The 22,911-nt window shown below is 74.1% G+C and carries 18 protein-coding genes; 3 read left to right on the top strand and 15 right to left on the bottom strand.

Annotated elements, in window-relative coordinates:
• Positions 1 to 110: 110 nt before the first annotated feature.
• From D6B71_RS04955 to mraZ, 9 genes are all read right to left on the bottom strand, one after another.
• Positions 111 to 1,148, bottom strand: a complete 1,038-nt coding sequence (locus tag D6B71_RS04955) for a Mur ligase family protein (protein WP_206051561.1) — start codon at positions 1,146 to 1,148, stop codon at positions 111 to 113.
• A gap of 13 nt (positions 1,149 to 1,161) precedes the next feature.
• A complete protein-coding gene (gene mraY, locus D6B71_RS04950; RefSeq protein ID WP_121252567.1) occupies positions 1,162 to 2,247 on the bottom strand; it encodes a phospho-N-acetylmuramoyl-pentapeptide-transferase in 1,086 nt (361 codons plus the stop codon).
• Positions 2,244 to 3,677, bottom strand: coding sequence for a UDP-N-acetylmuramoyl-tripeptide--D-alanyl-D-alanine ligase (locus D6B71_RS04945; protein ID WP_121252992.1), 1,434 nt, complete (start codon positions 3,675 to 3,677; stop codon positions 2,244 to 2,246). The genes mraY and D6B71_RS04945 overlap by 4 nt, the downstream gene beginning before the upstream one ends.
• On the bottom strand, positions 3,674 to 5,242 hold the full coding sequence (locus D6B71_RS04940; RefSeq protein ID WP_476739130.1) for a UDP-N-acetylmuramoyl-L-alanyl-D-glutamate--2,6-diaminopimelate ligase: 1,569 nt from the start codon (positions 5,240 to 5,242) through the stop codon (positions 3,674 to 3,676). Before D6B71_RS04940 ends, D6B71_RS04945 begins: the two co-directional genes overlap by 4 nt.
• A gap of 55 nt (positions 5,243 to 5,297) precedes the next feature.
• Positions 5,298 to 7,061: a peptidoglycan D,D-transpeptidase FtsI family protein gene (locus D6B71_RS04935; RefSeq protein WP_240641081.1), complete on the bottom strand. Its 1,764-nt coding sequence runs from the start codon at positions 7,059 to 7,061 to the stop codon at positions 5,298 to 5,300.
• 57 nt (positions 7,062 to 7,118) lie between these two features.
• Entirely contained in the window at positions 7,119 to 7,784 is a 666-nt protein-coding gene (gene ftsL, locus D6B71_RS04930) for a cell division protein FtsL (RefSeq protein WP_126688184.1), read from the bottom strand.
• Positions 7,781 to 8,746, bottom strand: a complete 966-nt coding sequence (gene rsmH, locus D6B71_RS04925; RefSeq protein ID WP_121252563.1) for a 16S rRNA (cytosine(1402)-N(4))-methyltransferase RsmH — start codon at positions 8,744 to 8,746, stop codon at positions 7,781 to 7,783. Before rsmH ends, ftsL begins: the two co-directional genes overlap by 4 nt.
• A 22-nt stretch (positions 8,747 to 8,768) precedes the next feature.
• On the bottom strand, positions 8,769 to 8,936 hold the full coding sequence (locus tag D6B71_RS22630) for a hypothetical protein (protein ID WP_164519539.1): 168 nt from the start codon (positions 8,934 to 8,936) through the stop codon (positions 8,769 to 8,771).
• A gap of 193 nt (positions 8,937 to 9,129) precedes the next feature.
• Positions 9,130 to 9,561, bottom strand: a complete 432-nt coding sequence (gene mraZ, locus D6B71_RS04920; protein ID WP_121252561.1) for a division/cell wall cluster transcriptional repressor MraZ — start codon at positions 9,559 to 9,561, stop codon at positions 9,130 to 9,132.
• A 482-nt stretch (positions 9,562 to 10,043) separates the two neighbouring features.
• On the opposite strand from mraZ, the gene D6B71_RS04915 reads away from it, so the two are divergent.
• Genes D6B71_RS04915 through D6B71_RS04905 form a run of 3 tightly spaced genes read left to right on the top strand, consistent with a single transcriptional unit; the run spans position 10,044 to position 14,696 of the window.
• The gene (locus tag D6B71_RS04915) at positions 10,044 to 11,021 is read left to right on the top strand and encodes an AAA family ATPase (protein WP_121252558.1); all 978 of its coding nucleotides are present in this window, start codon (positions 10,044 to 10,046) and stop codon (positions 11,019 to 11,021) included.
• Between the two features lie 13 nt (positions 11,022 to 11,034).
• Positions 11,035 to 12,321, top strand: coding sequence for a DUF58 domain-containing protein (locus D6B71_RS04910; RefSeq protein ID WP_121252556.1), 1,287 nt, complete (start codon positions 11,035 to 11,037; stop codon positions 12,319 to 12,321).
• Positions 12,318 to 14,696, top strand: a complete 2,379-nt coding sequence (locus D6B71_RS04905) for a transglutaminase TgpA family protein (protein WP_121252554.1) — start codon at positions 12,318 to 12,320, stop codon at positions 14,694 to 14,696. Before D6B71_RS04910 ends, D6B71_RS04905 begins: the two co-directional genes overlap by 4 nt.
• Before the next feature lie 688 nt (positions 14,697 to 15,384).
• Here D6B71_RS04905 and D6B71_RS04900 read toward each other — a convergent pair.
• The 6 genes from D6B71_RS04900 to D6B71_RS04875 form a co-directional block, all read right to left on the bottom strand.
• Positions 15,385 to 15,849, bottom strand: coding sequence for a DUF3040 domain-containing protein (locus tag D6B71_RS04900; protein WP_121252986.1), 465 nt, complete (start codon positions 15,847 to 15,849; stop codon positions 15,385 to 15,387).
• Positions 15,850 to 16,042: 193 nt separating this feature from the next.
• Entirely contained in the window at positions 16,043 to 17,215 is a 1,173-nt protein-coding gene (gene dinB / locus D6B71_RS04895; RefSeq protein ID WP_240641080.1) for a DNA polymerase IV, read from the bottom strand.
• A gap of 42 nt (positions 17,216 to 17,257) precedes the next feature.
• On the bottom strand, positions 17,258 to 18,019 hold the full coding sequence (locus D6B71_RS04890; protein WP_121252552.1) for a methyltransferase domain-containing protein: 762 nt from the start codon (positions 18,017 to 18,019) through the stop codon (positions 17,258 to 17,260).
• A 64-nt stretch (positions 18,020 to 18,083) separates the two neighbouring features.
• On the bottom strand, positions 18,084 to 21,989 hold the full coding sequence (locus D6B71_RS04885) for a DNA polymerase III subunit alpha (RefSeq protein WP_206051560.1): 3,906 nt from the start codon (positions 21,987 to 21,989) through the stop codon (positions 18,084 to 18,086).
• Positions 21,979 to 22,446: an SAV_6107 family HEPN domain-containing protein gene (locus tag D6B71_RS04880; RefSeq protein ID WP_121252548.1), complete on the bottom strand. Its 468-nt coding sequence runs from the start codon at positions 22,444 to 22,446 to the stop codon at positions 21,979 to 21,981. Before D6B71_RS04880 ends, D6B71_RS04885 begins: the two co-directional genes overlap by 11 nt.
• A gap of 11 nt (positions 22,447 to 22,457) precedes the next feature.
• On the bottom strand, positions 22,458 to 22,802 hold the full coding sequence (locus tag D6B71_RS04875) for a DUF6504 family protein (protein ID WP_121252546.1): 345 nt from the start codon (positions 22,800 to 22,802) through the stop codon (positions 22,458 to 22,460).
• Positions 22,803 to 22,911: the final 109 nt, after the last annotated feature.

Raw genomic sequence — 22,911 nt, 5'->3', positions numbered from 1 at the left:
CCTCACGGCCGCGGCGGGTCTCGTCCACCGTGGTCACCAGTCTCACCGCCGTCGACCACGATGACCGGCACATCCGGCGCGTGTCGCGAAAGGGTGTCGACGGTGAGGTGTCAGCCGGGGCGGAAGGAGCGCAACCCGTCGCGAACGGCCGCCTGGGAGACGCCGTGCGCCCGGGCCAGGGCGGCGGCGGCGAGCGCGTCGGCGACGAAGTGCGGAGCGGAGGAGGCCAGGTCGCCGATCGTGCAGAGCTCGGCGGCGCTGGTCTCGCGCTCGTCGATGAACGCCCGGTCGGCGAGGATGTCCTCGACGACGCCGACCATGCCGACGCCGGGCATGCCGAGCGTGAAGCCGATCGCCCGTGCGCCCTCGACGACGTCGGCCTCGCGCACCAGACGCTCGGTCTCGGCGTCGGCCGCGTTGTAGACGCAGACCCGCTGCACCTGCTCGTAGATGCGGCCCATGTCGCTCGCGTAGGCGGCCACGGGGTCGGTGCCCTGCTCGGCACCGAGCTCGGCGTACCAGCCGAGGTGGTCCTCGGCGACGTTGAGCACCGCGGCCGCCTCGGCGCTCATCGACTCGGTGTGGTGCAGCTGGAGGCTGGACAGCTCGACGGCCATCACGTCGTACGGCGTGGGGTCCATCACCGCCTCCACGATCGGCAGCCCCGCGTCTCCGACCGCGATGCTGCGCAGCCCGGCCGCGCGCAGGATCGCGTCGAGCAGCTGCACGGTGGTGGTCTTCCCCTTGGTGCCGGTGACGGCCAGCCAGGGCGCGGCGTGCTCGGGGTCGCGAAGGCGCCACGCGAGCTCGACCTCGCCCCACACGGGGACGCCGCGGGCCCGCGCCTGCGCGAGCAGCGGAGCGGAGGGCCGCCAGCCGGGCGAGGTGACGACCAGGTCGACGTCGTCGGGCAGCGTGGCGGTGCTGCCCTCGCCGAGCCGGATCGTGGCGCCGAGCACCTCGAGCAGCTCGGCCTTCTGGGCGCGTCCGTCGGTGTCGTCGGCCGACTCGTCGAGCGCGGTGACGTCCGCGCCGAGGTGGAGCAGGTTGTCGGCGGCGGCGAAGCCGGAGACGCCGAACCCGGCGACGACCGCGCGCACGCCCTCCCACGAGTCGCGACGACCGAGCAGGCGTGGGTCCGGGCTCATCGACGTCGGCTCATCAGACGCCGGCCACCCACTCCGCGTAGAAGATGCCCAGGCCGGCCGCGACGCAGATGCCGGTGATGATCCAGAACCGGATCACGACGGTGACCTGCTCCCAGCCGAGCATCTCGAAGTGGTGGTGGATCGGGGCGATCCGGAACACCCGCCGGCCGGTGCCGGTCAGCCGCTTGCTGATCTTGAAGGTGGCCACCTGGAGCATCACCGAGGCGGTCTCCAGCACGAACAGCCCGCCCAGGATCACCAGCAGCAGCTCGGTGCGGGTCATCACGGCGAACCCGGCGACCGCGCCGCCGAGCGCCAGCGAGCCGGTGTCGCCCATGAAGATCTGGGCCGGCGAGGCGTTCCACCACAGGAAGCCGAAGCAGGCTCCGGTGATCGCCGCGGCGACCACGGCCAGGTCGAGCGGGTCGCGCACCTCGTAGCACTGGCTGCCACCGGCGGTGCCGCAGTACTGGTTGAACTGCCAGATGTTCACGAGCATGTAGGAGGCGAAGACCATCACCGAGGCGCCGGCGGCGAGTCCGTCGAGCCCGTCGGTGAGGTTGACCGCGTTGCTGAAGCCGGTGACCAGCAGCCAGACCAGCAGCAGGACGACGGCGGTCGGCATGGTCCAGCTCTCGAAGTCGCGGATGAACGACAGGTGCCGCGAGGCCGGCGTCTGACCGCGGTCGTCCTCGAGCCACGGCGCCAGCGCCAGCAGCCCGAAGACGACCGCCACCACGGTCTGGCCGATCATCTTGGCCTTGCTGCGCAGGCCCAGGCTGCGCTGCTTGGAGATCTTGATGAAGTCGTCGAGAAAGCCGACCAGCCCCATGCCGGCGAACAGGAAGAGCAGCAGCAGCGCCGACGCCGACGGGGGGCTATGGGTGATCAGCTTCGCCCCGAAGTAGCCGGCCACCGTGGCCAGGATGATCACGACGCCGCCCATGGTCGGCGTGCCGCGCTTGGTGTGATGGCTGGTGGGCCCGTCGTCGCGGATCTCCTGGCCGTAGCCCCACTTGGTGAACTGGGTGATCGCGACCCGGGTGCCGAGCAGGGAGATCAGCAGGGCCAGGCCGCCTCCGAACAGGACGGCTCTCATGGCGTGCTGGTTCCTCCCTCGAGACCCGATGCATCTGGCTGACCGGCTGACGTTGCGGCCGGCTGGAGCAGCCCGTCGGCCACGACCTCCAGGGCGGCACCGCGCGAGGCCTTGACCAGGACCACGTCCGCGGCCCCGGCATTCTGCCTCACCCACGACAGCGCCTCGTCACGGGCCTCCACGGCGACGGCCGTGCCCGACCAGCCCGGGGTGGACCGCGCGCCCTCGGCGATGCCGGCGGCTGCGGCGCCCACCGCGACGACCGCGCCGACGCCGGTCTGCGCGGCGTACCGGCCGACGGCCTGGTGCTCGGCATGGGCGTGCTCGCCGAGCTCGCGCATCTCGCCGAGCACGGCCAGGGTGCGCCGGCCCCGCCGCCCGCCGATGGTGGCGAGCGCGTCGAGCGCGGCGGCCATCGACGCCGGGTTGGCGTTGTAGGCGTCGTTGACGACCAGCAGCCCGTCGGCCCGCTCGTGCAGCTCCATCCGCCAGCGCGACGCGGCGGTGGCCCGGCCCAGTGCCTCGGCGACCTCGCCGAGCGACAGCCCGGCGGCCAGCGCCATCGCCGCGGCCGCGGCCGCGTTGGCGGCCTGGTGCGCGCCGGTCTGGGTCAGCCGGACCGGCGCCCACGCCCCGTCGTGGCCGAGCTCGAAGGAGGGCCGGCCCAGGTCGTCGAGCTCCAGGCTCCGCCACGAGACGTCACCGGTGCGACCGAACGTGAGCACCCGGGCCCGGGTGCGGTCCGCCATCGCCGCGGTGAGCGGGTCGTCGGCGTTGAGCACCGCCGTGCCCTCGGGTGGCAGCGCCTCGACGATCTCGCCCTTGGCCGCCGCGATCGCCTCGCGGCTGCCGAACTCGCCCAGGTGTGCGGTGCCGACGTTGAGCACGGCCGCGATCGAGGGCGGCGCGATGCCGCACAGGTAGGAGATGTGGCCGATGCCCCGCGCCCCCATCTCGAGCACCAGGTCGCGGGTGCCGGCGCTCGCCTGGAGCGCGGTCAGCGGCAGCCCCAGCTCGTTGTTGTAGCTGCCGGCGGTCGCGATCGTCGGACGGGAGGAGGCCAGCACCTGGGCGAGGTAGTCCTTGGTTCCGGTCTTGCCCTGGGACCCGGTCAGCGCCAGCACGGTGAGCCCCGCACCGGTCAGCCGGTCGACCACGTGGCGGGCCAGCCGGCCCAGCGCCACGACGGGGTCGGCCACCACGACGGTCGGCGCCGCCGTCGGTCGGCTGCCGAGCACGGCGTGTGCCCCCGCGGCGTGCTCGTGGCCGTCGGTGCGCTCGCCCACGACGGCGACGAACAGGCCGTCGGCGACCGGCGTGCGGCTGTCGAGGTACGCCGGCCCGGCCACCACGCGCGCCGCGTCACCGGGGGCTGCGTGCAGGGTGCCGCCGACCACCTCGGCGATCTCGGACAGGGTCATCGCGATCATGGCCTCGAGCACTCCTCTCGCAGCACCTCGGCCGCCACCTGCCGGTCGTCGAACGGGTGCACGACGCCGGCGACCTCCTGCCCGGTCTCGTGGCCCTTGCCGGCCACCAGCACGATGTCGCCGGGCCCGGCCCGCCGGACCGCGGCGCGGATCGCCTCCCGCCGATCGCCCACCTCGAGCACCTCGGCGTGCGGTGCCGGCGCGCCGCGGGCGCCGGCCAGCAGCGCCGCGCGGATCGTGGCGGGGTCCTCGCTGCGCGGGTTGTCGTCGGTGACCACCAGCACGTCGGCCAGCCGCGCGGCGAGGTCGCCCATCACCGGGCGCTTGCCAGGGTCGCGGTCACCGCCGGCGCCGAGCACCACCAGGAGCCGCCCGCTGGCGAGCGGACGCAGCGTGCGCAGGGCGGCCTCGACGGCGTCGGGCTTGTGCGCGTAGTCGACGACCAGTGCGAAGTCCCGGCCGGTCTCGACGGTCTCGAGCCGGCCGGGAACGCCGGCGCCGCGCCGGATGCCCTCGGCGACGGCTCCAGCGTCGAAGCCGGCCTCGGCACAGGCCGCGACCGCGGCCAGGGTGTTCGCGACGTTGAAGTCGCCGGGCAGCGGACAGCCCGCCGGGACCCGGAGGCCACCGGGGCCGAGGACCACGAACTCGGAGCGGTCCGCGTGGAGCACGACGTCGGCCGCCCGCCAGTCGGCGTCGGCGCCGGCAGCGGAGAAGGTGCGCGTCGGGATCGTCGACTCCCGCGCCAGCCGCCTTCCGTGGGCGTCGTCGACGTTGACCAACCCCAGCCGCGCCCGCTCGGGGGTGAACAGCGACGCCTTCGCCGCGAAGTAGTCCTCCACGTCGGCATGGAAGTCGAGGTGGTCGCGGCCCAGGTTGGTGAACACCGCCACGTCGAAGACGATGCCGTCCACCCGCCCCAGCACCAGCGCGTGGCTGGAGACCTCCATCGCGCAGGCGCGGACCTCCCGCTCACGCATCGCGGCGAACAGGCCGTGCAGGTCCGGCGCCTCCGGGGTGGTCAGCAGCGATGGCACGTCCTGGCCGGCCACTCGCGTGCCCACGGTGCCGACCACCGCGGCGGTCACGCCGGCGCGCTGCAGGCCGTCCTCGGCGAGCCGGGTCGTGGTGGTCTTGCCCTGGGTGCCGGTGACGCCGATCATCGCCATCGCCGTGGCCGGCTCGGCATAGACCCGAGCAGCCAGCCGGCCGAGCACCGCCCGCGGCCGCTCGACGACCAGGATCGGCACCGCCGGGAGCCCCGACCCGCTGATCCGGTCCGCACCGGCGGCGTCGGTGAGCACCGCCACCGCCCCGGCGTCCAGGGCGGCCGCGGTGAAGTCGGCGCCGTGGGCGCGGGCCCCCGGAAGCGCGGCGTACAGGTCGCCGGGGAGGATCCGCTGCGAGCTGAGGCTGACCCCGGTGACCGAGACCCCGGCCGGCTCGCCGATCACCCGCGGCTGTCCGCCCAGCGCCGTCACCACATCGGCGAGCGGGGTGTGCGGGGGACGACTCGGCCGCGTCGCCGGGCGTCCGGTGGGGGTCGACTCGGGCAGCTGGCTCACCACCCGGCGAGGTTACCGCCGACGGGCTTCCCACCCGGGACGGCGTGCGGGGTGCTCACCACTCGACCGGCAACCGCGACGGGCGGGTGTCGGTCGGCGGCACGCCGTAGCGGCGCAGGGCGTAGCTCATGATCTTCGCGAACGCCGGACCGGCCACCGAGCCACCCCCGCCACCGTTCGTGGGTGCCTGCACGACCACGTAGACGGTGAACCTCGGGTCGTCGGCGGGCGCGAAGCCGGCGAACGAGACCGTGAAGGTGCCGTCGTAGCCGCCGTCGCCGGCCCGCTGCGCGGTGCCGGTCTTGCCGGCGACGCGGTAGCCGGGCACCTGCGCGGCCGGCGCCACCCCGGCCTCGGGGTCGACCACCCGCTCCATCATCAGCATGGTCTGGTGCGCGGCCCGCTCGCTGATCACCCGCGAGGTGACGGCGGTCTCGGTGCCGACCTCGGCGCCGTCGTCGGTGGTCGCAGCGCCCTGGACCAGGCTCGGTGTGATCCGGACCCCCCCGTTGGCGATCGTGTTGACCGCCGCGGTCATCTGCAGCGCGTTGACCGCCAGCGCCTGGCCGAACGCGATGCGGTCCTCGGTCTGCTCGGTCCACATGCTCCCGGCCGGGAGGATGCCCTGGCTCTCGCCGCGCACGCCCACGCCCGTCCTCTCACCCAGGCCGAACGCGCGTAGGTAGCGGCGCAGCTCGCCGGAGCGGAACCGGTCGGCGGCCAGCACGGTGCCGATGTTGGAGGACTTGGCCAGCACCCCGGCGAGCGTCAGCCGGATCCTGCCGTGGTCGAACCAGTCGCCGATGGGGCGGTCCTGACGGAACAGGGTGCCCGGCACCGTCAGCCGCGTGCGCGGCGTCACCAGCCCGGCGTCGATGAGCGCGGCCATCGTGAGCACCTTCTGCACCGAGCCCGGCTCGTAGGGGGCCTGCATGGCCCGGGAGCCGAGGTCCTCGTCGGGCGCCTCGAGCGGGGTGTTGGCGTCGAAGGTCGGGTAGTCGGCCAGCGCGAGCAGCTCGCCGGTGCGCCGGTCCATCACCACCGCGACCCCCGACTCACCGCCGGAGCTCACGACGGTCTGGCGCAGCACCGTCTGGGTGAAGAACTGCAGGTCGCGGTCGATCGTGGTGTGCAGGTCGGCGCCGTCGACGGGGTCCTGGACGGTGTTGTCGCCGAGCGGGATCCGGTTGCCGCCGCCGACCTCGTAGCGCGCGGACCCGTCGCTGCCGGCGAGCAGGTCGTCGAAGGTGCGCTCGAAGCCGCCCAGCGCCTCGTCGGTGCCCAAGAACCCGACCAGGTTCGCCGCGACCTCACCCGCCGGGTAGGCCCGGACCGGGTCACGCCGGGTGTCGAGACCCTCGAAGCCACGCTCGGCGGCGGCGGCCAGCACGTCGGTGGCCAGCGTGGCGGGCACCCGCCGGGCGATGTACTCGAAGCGGCTGCCGTCCTCGCGGAGCTTGGTGAGCGTCTCGACGTAGTCGACACCGAGCCGGCGGGCGAGGAAGCGGGCGATCTCCGGAGCCCGGTCGACGGTCATGAAGGGGTCGGCGACGACCATCAGCCCCTCGACGGACTCGGCGAGAGGCTCCCCGTTGCGGTCGACGATGTCGCCGCGCGCCGCGGGGAGGACCACCTCGACGGTGCCCTCGGCGGCCGCCATCTCGGCGTACGCGCGCGGGTCGACGCCCTGGAGCTGGACCAGGCGGCCGGCGAAGACCGACAGCACCATCGCGATGACCACGAAGCCGATGCGCAGCCGGAGCTGCGGTGATCCGCGCAGGCCACCCACCGGGCGGCCCTGCGGGCGACTGCGAGGCACCTGGGCTCCTCGGGTTGGGTCGGACTGGATCGGCGGATCGGGCGGGTGCCCTGCGGGTCAGCGGCGGGCGGAGCGGGGACCGTCCTGGGACTGCTGTGACTGCTGGGACTGCTCCTGGGACCCATTCCTACCTTGCCCACGTGTCCCGGACGCGGCGTTGTCTCCCGTGTCGCCCGAGGAGTTGCGAGTTCCCTCCCCGGCTCCGTCACCGCGACCGTCCCGGTCACCGGGCAGCTCACCCTCGGGCGGCTGCACGATCGTCACCTCGGGCGCCGGGTCGAGGACCTCGGGCATGGCCGGCGGCACCGGCTGCAGGGCCAGCTGCCCGGCAGCCGCCGTCGGCTCACCCAGCACCTCGCCGTCGCCCAGCTGGAGGAAGAGCGGCGCGCCCGGCTGCACCATGCCCATCCGCTGCGCCCGCTCGGCCACCCGCTGCGGGTCCCTCAGCCGCTCCAACTCCATCTCCAGCGTCTGCTGGCGGGCGGCCAGGTTCGTCGCCTGCCCCTCCAGCGCGGTGGCGGCGAAGGACGCCTGCTGCATCGAGGTGTTGAACAGCAGCAGCCCGATCACCCCGCCGAGCATGACCAGGCTGACCAGGATCACGAACGGCACCTTGGGCGCCTGCACCCGTGCCCGCGGCACCACCGTGAGCCGGGCCCGCTCGACGGCCGCGCCGGCCAGTCGGGGCACTCGAGAACGGACCTGGACGGCAGGACTGCTCATGAGCTGGCTCCTCGGGTGCTCGGACGGACTCGTTCCACGGCGCGCAGTCGCACCGAGGCGGCTCGCGGGTTCTGCTCGATCTCGGCGGCGTCGGCCTTCTCGGCCCCCCGGGTGACCAGGCGCAGCGCCGGCTCCTGTCCGGCCGGGACGAACGGCAGGTCCTCGGGGACGTGGCTGCGGGTCACCTCGGCGAAGGCATGCTTGACCAGCCGGTCCTCGAGCGAGTGGTAGGCCTCGACCACGACCCGCCCGCCGACGCCGACGGCGTCGATGGCGGCGGGCAGTGCCCGGCGCAGCACCGCGAGCTCGTCGTTGACCTCCATCCGCAGCGCCTGGAAGGTCCGCTTCGCCGGGTGCCCTCCGGTGCGCCGCGCCGGCGCCGGGATCTCGGCGTACAACAGCTCGACCAGCGCGGCGGACGTCGCGAACGGCTCCCGCTCTCGACGACGCACGATGGCAGTGGCGATCTTGCGGGCGAACCGCTCCTCGCCGAAGTCGCGCAGCACCCGGGCCAGCTCGGCCGCGGAGTAGGTGTTGAGCACGTCGGCGGCGGTCGGTCCGGTCGTGCCGTCCATGCGCATGTCGAGCGGAGCGTCCTCGGCGTAGGCGAAGCCGCGCGCGCGGACGTCGAGCTGCATGGACGAGACGCCCAGGTCGAACAGCACCGCGTCGACGCTGAGCAGGCCGACCCGGTCGAGCACCTCGGGCAGCTCGTCGTAGACGGCGTGCACGCCGACGAACCGGTCGCCGAACTCGGCGAGGCGCCGTCCGGCGAGCTCGAGCGCCTGGGGGTCCCGGTCGATCCCGATCACTCGCGAACGGGGGCATCGGGTCAGCACCGCCTCGCTGTGCCCGCCGAGGCCGAGGGTGGCGTCGACGAGCACGGAGCCGTCGCGATCGAGGCTGGGGGCGAGAAGGGCGACGACCCGGTCCAGGAGGACCGGTTCGTGAGCGGGAGCCATGTCGGTACGCCGTCCGCCGCCGTCAGCTGCCCAGTCGCAGCAGCAGCACCAGCACGCCCGCGGTCGCGACCGAGGTGACGGCGGAGAACGCCATCAGGACCAGGGCCTCGTAGGCCTGCTGTCGCACCCGGCGACGCGAGCCTCCCACAGCCGACCGGGCGGCCGGGTGGGAGATCGGTGTGATGCTCATGGTGGTCGACCCCGCTCGGTGTGCATTGGTGGCGCGTTGGTGGTGCGTGCGTGAGGCGTCTTCGGGTGTGCGGCGTCCCCGCAGGGCCAGGTCCCGGCCCGCTCCCAGGGGAAGGTGCGCTCTGGAACCGGGGAAGGTGCCCCAGAGTGCGGTGGGAGCGGGCGTGGACCTCGCCCTGCGGAGGGTGGTCGGGTCAGCCGGAGGGACTCGGCTCCTCGTCGAGCTCGGCGAACTTGTGCTGCGCCGCGGCGGAGTACTCCCGCCAGCGGTCGGGGTTCCAGATCTCGATCCGGTCCATGACGCCGATCACGACGACGTCGCCGCTGAGCGAGGCGTAGTCCCGCAGCGAGGCCGGGATGCCCACCCGGCCCTGCTTGTCGGGCACTGCCTCCTCGGCCCCCGAGAAGAGCATCCGGGCGTAGTCCCGGGCACCTCGCGACGTCATCGGCGTCGCCTGGGCCCGACGGGCCTCCTCCATGAAGACGTCCTGGGGCCACACGACCAGGCAGTTCTCCTGACCTTGTGTCACCACGAGCCCCTCCACGAGTCGTTCCCTGAACTTCGCCGGGAGGAACAGCCGCCCCTTGTCGTCCAACTTCGGGGTGAAGGTGCCCATGAAGAACATCGGGCACCTCCTCGGCTGCTCCTGCGCAGCTCCTCCACTGCGCTCCACCTTAAACCACTTTCCCCCACCGTCAACCACCGAAGGCGTGTCTCGGGCACCGATTTCGGCCCGTTCCGCCCTCGCCCGCTCCGGCGTGTCCGAGATCCGGCTCGAGGTCAGAGACCGCGCCCCAACCACTCGCAACTCACATCCGTGCAGGTCAAAGCGGATATCGGCGGCGCCGACGCCGGGGTCGACGGGACCAGGCGGTGGCCGGGTGGAGCGTGGTGGAGGGCGGCGCGCGCCAGGTGGGGGAAGGTGGAGCGCCGGTGGAGGATCCGCCTCACCCAGTCGCTTCTCCGGGTCCTTCGGCAACCGGGGCGCCGTTCGCGACGTCGCACGATCATGTGGAGAGCGGGCGGGTTGCGGCCTCCACTACGGTGGTGGGAACACCCGGATGGCGCTCGCCGCGCCCGGACGGGCCGAACGGGGAAGGATCGGACGTGGGATCGCCGAGCAGCGGAGGGGCCGACCTCGAGACCCTGGCCAGGGTCGTCGACCGGGTCCGGCAGAACATCGAACGCGTCATCGAGGGCAAGCCGGACGTCGTGTCCGCCAGCCTGGTCGTGCTGCTCGCCGGCGGGCACCTCCTGATCGAGGACGTGCCCGGCGTCGGCAAGACCATGCTGAGCAAGGCCCTGGCCCGCAGCATCGACTGCACGGTGCGCCGCATCCAGTTCACCCCCGACCTGCTGCCCTCCGACGTGACCGGGGTGTCGGTGTTCAACCAGAACACGCGCGAGTTCGAGTTCCGCCCCGGCGGGGTGTTCGCCAACATCGTGGTCGGCGACGAGATCAACCGGGCCTCCCCCAAGACCCAGTCGGCGCTCCTGGAGTGCATGGAGGAGCGCCAGGTGACCGTCGACAGCACCACCTACGTGCTCGAGCAGCCGTTCATGGTCGTGGCCACTCAGAACCCGATCGAGATGGAGGGCACCTATGCGCTCCCCGAGGCCCAGCGAGACCGCTTCATGGCGAGGGTCTCGGTCGGCTACCCGGTCGAGGCCGCAGAGCTCGCGATGATCGCCACCCACACCGGGGCCAACCCGCTCGACGACCTCGAGCCGGTCACCGATGCCGGCGAGATCCGCAAGCTCAGCGGCATCGTCGGCCAGGTCCACGTCTCCGACGCGGTCCAGCGCTACGCGGTCGCCCTGATCTCCGCCACCCGGCGCACCGATGACCTGACCCTGGGTGCCTCGCCCCGCGCCACGCTGCACCTGGTGCGGGCAGCGAAGGCGTACGCCGCCATGCAGGGGCGCGACTACGTCCTGCCCGACGACGTGCTCACCCTCGCCCAGCCGGTGCTGGCCCACCGCCTGCTGCCCAGCGTCGAGGCCGCGATGAGCGGACGGTCCACGACCGCCATCCTCGACCGCCTGGTCGCCGGCGTGCCCGTGCCCGACAGCTCCCGGGTCTGAGCGAGCGGCGCCGATGCGGGAGGCACTGGCCGGCCTGACCATCCGTGGCCGCTCGTTCGTCGCCGCCGGGGTGACGGCGGTGGTGTGCGCGGTGCTGCTCGGCCAGCCGGCGCTGACCCGGGTCGGCGTACTCGTGCTGGCGCTGCCACTGATCACCGCCGTCGTCATCGGCCGCAGCCGCTACCGCCTGGCCCTGGTGCGCACGGTGACGCCGCAACTGGTCGCGGCGGGGCAGCCCGCGCGGGTGAGCCTGACGTTGACCAACGAGGGGCGGACGCCGAGCGGTGTGCTGCTGCTCGAGGACCAGGTCCCCTACGTGCTGGGCACGCGTCCGCGATTCGTGCTCGAGGGGATCGGTCACGGCTGGCGCCGTCACGTCACCTACCAGGTGCGCTCCGACGTGCGCGGCCGCTTCGAGATCGGGCCGATGAGCGTCCGGGTCAGCGACCCGTTCGGTCTGGTCGAGCTCGGCCGCGCCTTCCAGACGATGGTGCCGCTCACCGTCACCCCCCGCACCGTCGCGCTGTCGGCCATCCCGCTCGGCGGCGGCTGGACCGGCTCCGGCGACAACCGGCCCCGGGCCTTCGCGGTCGGCAGCGCCGAGGACGTCACGGTGCGCGAGTACCGCCAGGGTGACGACCTGCGTCGGGTGCACTGGCGCAGTTCCGCTCGCGTGGGCGAGCTCATGGTGCGCCGCGAGGAGCAGCCGTGGCAGTCACGCGCGACGCTCTTCATCGACAACCGCAGCCGGGCCCACCGCGGCCAGGGTCTCGCCTCGTCCCTCGAGGCGGCGGTCGCCGCCGCCGCCTCGATCGCGGTGCACCTGAGCCAACGCGGCTTCGCGGTGCGGCTGGTCACCGCCGCCGGCGAGGATCCCGCGAACGCCTGGCACTCCCGCGAGGCCGCCTTGAACACCGGCCCGCTGCTGGAGTCCCTGGCCGTCGTCCAGCCACTCAGAGCACCCGCGCTCGACACCGGTTGGCTCGGCGAGAGCACCGGTGGCGGGCTGCTGGTCGCCGTGCTCGGCTCGATCGAGCAGCACGACCTGCCGGTGCTGCGCCGGATGCAGCACCACACCGAGGCGGCGCTGGCGATCGCCCTCGACGTCGACGCCTGGGCCCACGGCGCGACCTCCGAGGCGACGCCCACCGCGGCCGCCGGCGCCGTGCCCGTGCTCGCCAGGCATGGCTGGCGAGCGGTGGGGCTGCGACCGCGCGACCGGCTCCAGTCGGTGTGGGAGGAGCTCGGACGAGTGCAGGCCGGTGGGGTCCCGTCCCGGCACGCGGAGGCGGCCCGATGAGGCGCACCGGCTTCGGTCTCGCGCTGGCGATGGGCCTCACTGCGGCGGGCACCACCTGGGTCGCGACCACCTCGTGGAGCGGCTTCACCGCCGAGCCGGACCGCTACCTGATGCCGCTGCTGTGGCTGGCCCTGACGGTGGCCGGCTCCGGCGCGCTGGCCCGGTGGGTGCGGCTGCCCCGGCCGCTGGTCGTGCCGCTGCAAGTGCTGGCCACGCTGCCGGTGGTGTCGCTGACGTTGACCGGGAAGCCGCTCCCCCTCGGTGACGGCTGGGTCGAGCTGCGCAGCGCGATCGACCTCGCGGTCGAGTCCGCCAACCGCTACGCGCCCCCGGTGCCCGCCGACGCGCCCGGCGTGCACCCGTTGCTGGTCCTCGGCGGCTGGGGCTGTCTGCTGCTGGTCGACCTGCTGGCCTGCACCCTGCGGCGGGTGCCGCTCGCCGGGCTGCCGCTGCTCGCCGTCTACAGCGTCCCGGTCGGGCTGCTGGGCGGTGCCCTGGGCTGGTGGGGCTTCGCGCTCACCGCCGCGGGCTTCCTGCTCCTGCTCTACCTGCACGAGAGCGACGAGGTGAACCGCTGGGGGCGCGGGCTCGACGGCGAGGGCGTGGCTCCGGACGCGGCGAGCTTCGGCGTCCGCACCGGGGCCGTGCGCGCCAGCGCCGGCACCATCGGCGGGGCGGCCACGGCGCTCGCGGTGGTGGTCCCCGCCTTCGTCCCCACCTTCGGCATCCACGTCTTCGACCTCGGACGTGGCGACGGTGGCGACTCCGAGATCACCATCGAGAACCCGATGACCGACCTGGTCCGCGACCTGATCCGGGGCGAGAACGTGCCGCTGATGCAGGTGCGCACCAACGATCCGCGGCCGGACTACCTGCGGATCGGGGTGCTCAACCACTTCTCCGGCGAGGAGTGGACCTCCGGTGACCGGCAGGTCCCCGACGACCAGGTCGCCGAGGGACAGATGCCGGCGCTGGACGGGGTCGACCCGTCCGTGCCGCGCACGCTGTACAGCTACCAGGTGCAGGTGACCGACGACTTCGAGTCGACCTGGCTCCCGACCCAGGCACCGATCAGCCGGATCCGAGCCGAGGGCGACTGGCGCTACGACGAGGCCACGATGGACTTCCTGGCCGCCGACGAGGACCTCACCACGGCCGGTGCGGCCTACAGCATGACCGCGGTCGAGCTGGACCTCTCCTCCGAAGCGCTGGCCTCCGCGCCCTCCCCTGCCGGAGAGATCGGCCCCGAGTTCACCGCCCTGCCACAGGCCCTGCCTCCGGTGGTGCGCAACCTGGCGGCCGAGGTGACCCGCGACGCTCCCACCCGGTTCGAGAAGGCCGTCGCCTTGCAGCAGTGGTTCCGTGAGGACGGCGGGTTCGAGTACGACGTGAGGTCGGCGCCCGGCAACGGCAGCAACGCGCTGGTCGAGTTCCTCTCCGACGACGAGGAGGGCCGCATCGGCTACTGCGAGCAGTTCTCCTCCGCGATGGCGGTGATGGCCCGCGTCGTGGGCATCCCCGCCCGGGTGGCGGTCGGCTTCCTCGAGCCCGCCCGGATCGGCCCCGGCCTCTGGGAGTACAGCGCGCACGACATGCACGCGTGGCCGGAGCTCTACTTCCCCGGCTCGGGCTGGGTGCGCTTCGAACCGACGCCGCCCGGACGGGCCGAGGACACACCCTCTTACACGACGCAGACCCTGCCCGGGGTCGATCCCACGACGGGGCCCACGAACCTGCCGAGCGCCGGGAACCCGCGAGACGACGAGGTCGCGAGCCGAGGCCCGGAGGAGACCCCCGAGTCGGCAGCGGTCGTCGACGACGAGAGCGAGTTCCCGTGGGGGCCCACCGCCGGCGCGGCCGTCGTCGTCGTCCTCGGCGCGCTCGCTCTGCTCCTGCCCCGCGCCCGCCGCTCCCGGCTCCGCCAGCGACGACTCCACGGCTCCCCCGAGGAGGCGTGGGCCGAGCTGCGGGCCACCGCCACCGACCTGCGCCTGCCCTGGCCCGAGGGCCGGTCACCACGGGCCACCCGCGCCTGGCTGGTCACGATGCTCGGCCGTCCCGTCGACGACCTGACGCCGGCCCGCCCGGCCCGCGGCCCCGACCAGGCGCCCGATGCCGTCCTCGCCCTGGACCGCATCGTCTCGGCGCTGGAGCGGCTGCGCTACGCCCGTGCGGTCGAACCCCACGTCGGCGCGTTGAGCGCCGAGGTGACGACCTGCGTGGCCGCCCTCGAGGGCGGCGCCACCCAACACGCCCGCCGGTTGGCCACCTGGTGGCCGCGCTCGGTGCTGAACTGGTCGGCGCTCGCGGTGCGCCGCCAGCCGCCGACGCCGATGGAGACCCGCTACGGCGGCGTGGTCGACCGCGTGGGGTGAGGCACCGCTGCGCGGGGCTTCCGCTGCGCGGGGCTTCGTGGTCTGCCTGACCATCTGGGCTGGTGGGTTGTGGGGAGTGGGGTGGGGGTCTGCGTCGCTCGCGCTCCCGGGCCGACAGGGACGATGCCGTCATGGACCGGCCCCACCTACAGCAGGGCGCGCGGGTTCACCGTGGGCTTGGAGTGTGGGGCCGGCCCACAACGGCTTGTCTTTAGCGTCCCGGCAGCGCGGCGCCTCCGACCCCCACCCCACCCGCGCAGGCGCCGGCCCACTGGCCCGGCGCCCCCGGGGAGGTGAGGAGTGCGCTTCGCGCATGACCCGGCCGGCCCAGGCCCGTCGAGTGGGCGAATCCCGGGTGCTGAGAGACATCGCGGCGTAGCCGCGAAACCCTCTCCCACCCGGGGTCGGTGAGCCCGGCGCCGGGCGCGGGGTGGGGCGGCGGAGCCGGAGGGGGCCCCCGGACGGCCGTGGATGGGACTGGCCCCCGCTCCGTGAGGAACGAGCGGAGCGGGTGGTTGGCCGGCCGGGGCCCCCTCCGGCGCAGCCGACCCGCCCCACCCACACACGCCACCGCAGCTCACCAGCACCACGCAGCCCCGCGCAGCGGAAAGCCCGCCGCGCAGCGGCGGACCACCACCCCGGGCGACACTCAGCCCACGATGTCGCACAGGGGCGAGACCCCCAGCGTTCAGAGGCCGCCGTTCTCCCGGCGGCGCCGCCACCGCTCTTCCATGCGCTCCATGAACGAGGACTGCGCGGCGGCGGGACGGTGGGGGGTCTTGCGGGAGCGGCCGGAGCGGCCCTTGCGGCCGCCGTCGATGACGGTGAACCCGCGGGAGGGGTGGGCCGCGGTCGGGTCGGCGGCGACCGCATGGCTGCCGCGGAGGGCGGCGAGCCCGACGTAGGCGGAGCCGAGCATGATCACGAAGCCGACGATGCCGATCGTGAACCCGGTCGGCCCGGGGTCGGCGATCACGCCGGTCATCAAGATGGCGATGCCGGCGACGAACGCGATGCCGGCGAAGACCGCGCGGCGTCGGGCAGTGCGTCGCAGGGTCGTGCCGCGCAGGGTGGAGGCGAACTTGGGGTCCTCCTCGACGAGCGCGCGCTCCATCTGCTCGAGCAGTCTCAACTCCTCTTCGGAGAGCGGCACCGTGTCCTCCAACGCACTCTTTGCCTTCGCAGCCAGCGGAACCCCACGACTGGCTGTCCTCCAGTCTAGGTGCCCCCCCGAGGACAGGGTAGGCACGATCGACAAATTCGTGTTCCTTGCTTCGCCACCTGGTCCCCGCCGCGACTGTCCCGCAAACCTCCGGCCGGCGTGTCGGCCCCGGTCTTGGCCTTCGTCAGCCGAGCAGGCTGGCCGGACGGACCGCGGCCGGGCCGAACCGCCGGGTCGCCCGGTCGACGGCCCGGTCGGCATCGGACCAGCCGTGCTCCCGCTCGTCCAGCGTGAGCTGGTGGTGCACGCTCTGCCGCGGGACCAACCCCTCGACCCGGACCCCCACCAGCCGGAGCCTGGCCCGCTGCAGCCCCAGGGCGTCGTAGAGGCGGGTGGCCGCGCGATAGACCTCGACGGTGACGTCGGTGGCCTCCGGCAGGGTGCGGGAGCGGGTGATCGTGGTGAAGTCGGCGAACCGCACGGTGATCGTGACGGTGCGGCCGGCCACTCCCGCGACACGCATCCGGCCGGTCACCTTCGCCGAGAGCCGCAGCAGCTCGCGCAGCACCACCTCGCGGTCGTCGACGTCACGACCGAAGGTCTCCTGCGCACCCATCGACCGGTCGGGGTCGTCGTCCATCCGCCGCGGGACGATCTCGCGGCGGTCGGTGCCCCAGGCCAGCTCGTGGAGGTGCCGGCCGAGGCTGTCGCCCACGGCCCGCTGCAGGGTGCGCAGCGGGGTGTGCGCCACGTCGCTGACGGTGACCAGGCCCAGCCGGTGCAGCAGGGCCCGAGTCTGCTCGCCCACCCCCCACAGCTCGCCCACGTCGAGCGGGTGCAGGAACGAGGTGATCGCGTCGGGAGGGACCACCAGCACCCCGTCCGGCTTGGCCCGCCGGCTGGCCAGCTTCGCCACCGACACCGAGGCCGCCACCCCGACCGAGCAGGTGATGCCCTGCTCGTCGTGGATCGCAGCGCGCAGCTGTTCGGCGATCTGCACCGGCGACCCGAGGCGGCGCGCGGCGCCGCGCACGTCGAGGAACGCCTCGTCGGAGGAGACCGCCTCGACCAGCGGGGTGACCCGCCGGAAGCACTCCATCACCGCCGAGGAGACCTGACCGAACAGGGTGTGGTCGGGCTGCACCACGACCATCTGGGGGCACAGCCGCCGGGCCCGGGTGGCGGGCATCCCGGAGCGTACGCCGTGCTGGCGGGCGTGGTAGTTGGCCGAGAGCACGACCCCGCGGTGGCCGCCCCCGACCATGACCGGCAACTGCTGCAGGTCGGGCCGGTCCCGCAGCGCCACCGAGGCGTAGAAGGCGTCCATGTCGACGTGCAGGATCGGCGTGCCGTTCACCTGGGCCCCCCGCAACCACCCGGGCCGCCCGGGCCGCCCGGATCAGCGCGCCAGCACGTGCAGCTGCGTGGCGAGGGGGAGGTACTCCGGCCGCTCGGCGACGGCACGCTCGAGGTCGACCAGGGCTGCCGTGGCGCCCGGCTCGAGGTCGAGCAGCGACCCCGGGACCAGGTCGGCGAAGACCCGCACGCCGTGGACCGAGACCGGGTCGAAGCCGGTGTCCTCGAGCAGGTCGGCGATCTCCTCGGCGGTGAACCGGCGGCCGGTGCGCCCATGGGCGTCACCGGCGGTCGCCGGGTCGAGCAGGGCCAGCGCCTGGCCGAAGTGTCCGGCCATGGCGCGGGCCAGCACCGCGGCGTGTCGCTGGGCCACCACCAGGCTGAGCGCGCCGTCGGGGCGCAGCACCTCACGCAGAGTGCCGAGCCCGGCGGCCGGGTCGACCACGACCTCCAGGACGCCGTGGCACAGCACCACGTCGGCGCTGTCGGGGCCGACGAGGTCGAGCAGGGTGGACAGGTCGCCCTGCTGGCCACGGACCTCGACCCCGAGCTCGCGGGCCCGGCGGTCCAGGGACGCCAGCGCGTCGGGACTGGGGTCGACCACCGCGACCCGGTGGCCGAGCTCGGCCACCCGGACCGCGAGGCCACCGGTGCCGCCGCCGATGTCGAGCACGTCGAGCACCGGACCGTCCGGGCGGCGCTCGAGGACCGGGCGCAGTGCCTCCCACACCACCGTGGTGCGGGCGGCGTTGCGACGCTCGCCAGGCCGTTCGGCGCCACGGGCGTCGGAGAGGGAGGCAGGCATGGCCGCCAGCCTAGTGCTTGCCGCTGGAAGTTCGTCGGGGGTGGCCCGTGCCCGAGTGCCGCCGTCATCCGGGGCTCCCCGGGCTGCGGTGCCAGAGCTTGCGGCCCACCTCACGGGCGTCCTCGCCGGCAGGTCGGACGTCGGCGTACGGGGAGAGCTTGAAGCCACTGGAGTGCACCAGCACCCGGCGTCGGCCCATGCCACCGGCTGCGCCCGCACCGCGGTCGGGAGGCTGGGCCACCACCGGCCGGGTCGATCGGCTCTCGGCAGCGCCGGCAACGGCGTGAGAACCGGCCGCATCGAACCCGGCGGGAGCCGCCGCCATCTGCTCCCGGACCGCCGCGAGGCCGGCCTCGGCCGAGGGGGCGGACCGCCACAGGGTGTGCAGTTCGGGCAGCTCCCAGCAGCCGGTGGCCCGCAACGACACCCCCCGCCGGCCGGTGCGGCGCAGCTCACCGCGCACCACCAGCAGCCAGGAGTGGAACACGGTCGCCGCGTAGGGCCCCTGGGCGTCCTCGAAGAAGGTGGCGTCGACCGGACCGGTGCCGTCGTCGAGGGTCAGGAACACCACGCGGCGCCCGGAGCGGATGGGTGGCGTCTGGGTGGCCACCTTGACCCCGGCCACCAGCAGCTCGGACCGGCTCCGGCGACGCAGGAGGTCCTTGCTGCGGGTGACGCCGAGGGCGTCGAGGAAGCCGTCGTAGGTCTCGACCACATGGCGGCTGGCATCGAGCCCGAGGATCTCCAACTCGGCCCGCATCTTCTCCTCGGGGCTCAGCTCGGGGAGGCCGGAGACCTCGCCCTCCCCCGGGGTGTCTCCGAGGTCGAGCGCCAACTGCACCGAGGTCACCGGAGCCGGCGGCGCGCCGGCCCGTGACTGGGCCGCGGCGCGGGCCCACACCCCCGGCTCGGCCAGCGCGTGCCGTTCGGTCGCCGGAGCCGTCTCACGCTCTGCCGGCTCGGTGCTGTTGCGCGCCGCGGCGTCGTCCGCCCGGGTGCGGGCCGGGGTCACGGTGGCCCGGCGCCGGGCCAGGCCCCGGCCGCGCCCGGCGCGGTCGGCGGCACGGGCGTTCCGGTCGAGCTCGGCGACCTGCAGCAGCAGGTCGCGCCGGGTCACCTGGCCGCGCCGGCTCACCCCGCGGTCACCCGACCCGAGGTCGTAGACCGCGTCGAAGCCACCTGCCAGCACCAGCCGCTCGACCACCGGGCGGGAGACCCGGGCGCGCTGCCAGAAGTCGCCGAGCGAGTGGAACGGCCGCGCCGTGACCACCCGGTCGACCTCTGCCGCGCTGATCCCCTTCACTTCGGAGAGCGCCAGCCGGATGCCGTAGCGGGGCGCCTCGTCGGCGGCGTCCTCGGCAGGCAGACGTTCGACGCGGTAGTCCCGGTCGCTGGCGTTGACGTCGAGGCCGAGCACGGCCACCCCGAACTGGCGGGCGTCGTCGAGGATCAGCCGCTTGGGGTACATGCCGGGGTCGTGGGTGAGCACCCCGGCCAGGAAGTGCGCCGGCCAGTGCGCCTTGAGCCACGCGGACTGGTAGGTGGGCAGGGCGAACGCCGCGGCGTGGGCCTTGCAGAACCCGAAGGAGGCGAACGACTCGAGCACCCGCCACACCGTCTCGACCACCGGCAGCGGGTAGCCGCGACCGAGGGCGCGGGGGAAGAACCAGTGCCGCACCTGGGCCATCCCCTCGACGTCGCCGAGCGCGCGCCGGGCCTCGTCGGCCTCGGCGTTCGTGACGCCGGCGAAGGTGGCGATGATCTCGATGACCTGCTCGTGGAAGACCACCACCCCGTGGGTCTGCTCGAGGATCGGGCGCAGGTCGTCGTGGAGGTAGGCCGGCGGCCGCCAGCCCTGCTTGGCCTCGAGGTAGGGAGTCACCATGTCGCTCTTGACCGGCCCGGGGCGGAACAGCGAGATGTCGGTGACGATGTCGGTGAAGCTCTCGATGCCGGACTTGCCGACCAGCTCACGCTGGCCCGGCGACTCGATCTGGAAGACCCCGAGGGTGCGGGAGGAGGAGATCATCGCGTAGGTGTCGGGGTCGTCGAACGGCACCTGCTGCTCGTCGTCGATGTCGAGGGCGACGTCGTCGACCCGGCGGATCTCGGTGACGGCGTGCGCCATCGCCGACTGCATGCGGATGCCGAGCACGTCGAGCTTGAGCAGGCCGAGGTCCTCGACGTCGTCCTTGTCGAACTGGCTCATCGGGAAACCGGCGTAGCTGGCCTCGACCGGCGTGCGGTCGAGCAGGGTGGCGTCGGAGAGCAGCACGCCGCACGGGTGCACCGCGACGTGTCGGGGCAGTCCGTCGAGGCGCTCGACGAGCTGGAACATCAGGTCGAGCCGGCTCTCCCCCAGCCCACTGGCCCGCAGCTCGGGCAGCTCGCGCAGGGCGGTGCGGGCGTCGCGGGCCCGGATGTGGGGGAACGCCTTGGCGATCGCGTCGACCTCGCCGGGCGGCATGCCGAGCGCGGCACCCACGTCGCGCACCGCGTGGCGAACGCGGTAGGTGTCCATCATCGACACGCACACGCAGCGCTCGCCGCCGTAGCGGTCGAGGATGCGCTCGTAGACCTCGGTGCGCCGCGCCGACTCGACGTCGACGTCGATGTCGGGCAGCGCCTGGCGCAGCGGGGAGAGGAACCGCTCCATGAGCAGGCCGTGCCGGATCGGGTCGACCCCGGAGATCCCGAGCAGGTAGTTGACCAGGCTGCCGGCGCCTGACCCCCTGGCCGCGACCCGCACCCCCATCTCGCGGATCAGGTCGGTGACGTCGCCGACGGTGAGGAAGTACGACGCGTAGCCGAGGTCGCGGATCAGGCACAGCTCGTCGTCGAGCCGCTTCCAGACCACCTGTTTGGGGCCGGAACCGTAGCGGTCGCCGATCGCCCCCTCGCAGCGCGCCCGCAGCAGCCCGTCGGCGCTGTGGTCTCGGGTCAGGGCACCGGAGGCGAGCTCGAACTCGGGGAAGTGGACCTCGCCGAGACCGAGGTCGGCCCGCGGGTCGAGCGCACACCGGTCGGCGACCGTGCGGGTGCGCGCCAGCAGCCGCAGCGCCTCGCGGGCCGGGTCGCCGAGGCCCGAGGCACGGCAGATCTCCTCGGCGACCTCGGCCATCTGCTTGCCCGAGAGCAGGCGCCCCTCGGCGTTGCCCCGGTCGACGTGGCGACGGTCCAGCGCCACCAGCCGCCGAGCCGCGTCGAGCACGTCGGCGGTGACCGCGTCGCGACGGTCGGCGTAGCGGACGGCGTTGGACAGCACCGTGCCGAGGCCCGCCTGCCGGGCGACCCCGGCCATCCGGGCCGCGTGGGGGGTGGTGCCGGGCCCCCACGAGCCGTCGCGGCCGGCCGGCAGCCGGTGGGAGACGAGCTCGACGAGCAGGTTGGCGGACGGGACCAGCTCGCGCCAGGGCGCGAGCGCGGCCAGCGCCAGGTCGGCACGGCGCCGGGTGACCGCCGAGCCCAGCTCGGACCCGGGACCCAGCAGCACCATCAGGTCGCCGGCCGCCAGGGGCTCGGCCAGCTGCTCGGCGAGCAACCCCAGGTCGAGGACCGGGCTGCCGCGCTCGCCGGCGAGGTGGGTCGCCGAGACCAGCCGGCACAGGGCCGCCCATCCGGCCCGGCCGCCGCGCCCACCGGCCGAGGCCAGGAAGGTGACCCGGGGCAGCCTGGCGTCGCGGAACGCCCCGCCGCGCACCGGCGTGCGGGGCCTGGCCGGCGCCGAAGCCGGACTCGAGACCAGGGTCGGGCGGTAGGCGAGGTCGACTCCGAGCAACGGGCGGACCCCGGCGGCCAGGCAGGCCTTGGCGAACTTCACCGCCCCGTAGGTGCCGTCGCGGTCGGTGAGGGCGAGGGCGTCCATCTCCTGCTCGACCGCCCGCTCGACCAGCACCTGCGGGTGGGAGGCGCCGTACTGCAAGGAGTAGCCCGACGCCACGTGCAGGTGGACGAAGGGGTCAGGCGACACCGGTCCGAGCCTCGCTCCGGGTGGCTCGGCCCGCGGGGACCGCGAGGCGCTCGGCACAGGGCACATGGGGGACCAGGCCGAGCGCCTGCTCCACCACGGCGAGGAAGCGGTCCGCGTCGCGGACCAGGTCGTCGGCCTCGCGCTCGCTGACCGCGCGGGTCGAGCCGGCCTCGGCCGCGGCCCGCTTGGCCGCGCCCGCGGCGAAGAACCGGGCCCACTCCTCCAGCTCGGGGGCGACCTCGGTGAGCAGCACCCAGGCGTTCTTCTGGGGGCGGCGCCGGGCCGGCGCCGGCCGGGCCCGCGCGGCCAGCAGCGCGGCCGCGGCCCGCAGCGCCGCAACGTGCGCGCAGGCGTAACGGGTGGGGATCTCGTCGGCGGCGATCGCCTCGTGCAGCGACTCGGCGGCCCGGGCGAGGTAGGAGTGCGTGGTCGCCGGGAGTGCGTAGGGGTTGGTCATGGCGAGCCCTCTCAGTCCGTGCAGCCGAGGAGCTGCCACCGACCCTCGGCCCAGTCATAGGAGAGCTCGAAGACCCCCTCGCGCCCCTCGACCCCGGGACCGGTCGCCCCGCGGCCGGCCTCGACCCGCCACAGCTCGCGCTCGACGAGCAGGTCGCCCAGCGGCGTGGGGCCGGGGTCGTCGGCCCCGAGCACCGCCCGCGCCCCCGCGGACTGCCACCACGGACCGGTCTCCACCCAGTGGGCGAGCACCGCGCGCACCTTCCACAGACGACCGCGCCACAGGAACTGCTCCGGCCCCTCCACTCCGGTGACCAGCCCCTTGCGCACCTCGACCGGGTCGTCGTACCGCCTCATGCCGCCTCCTCCAGCGTCATCAAGGCGGGGGTCGGGTCAACCCCCACCGGCGAAGGTGTTCGAACATTTGTTCGAACGACTTCACCGTACACCTCACCACCGACCGGAC

It is taken from the genome of Nocardioides ferulae, assembly GCF_003660455.1.
Taxonomy (GTDB): Bacteria; Actinomycetota; Actinomycetes; order Propionibacteriales; family Nocardioidaceae; genus Nocardioides; species Nocardioides ferulae.
The sequence above is the reverse complement of the archived record's forward strand: the minus strand, read 5'-3'. Positions and strand labels throughout refer to the sequence as shown.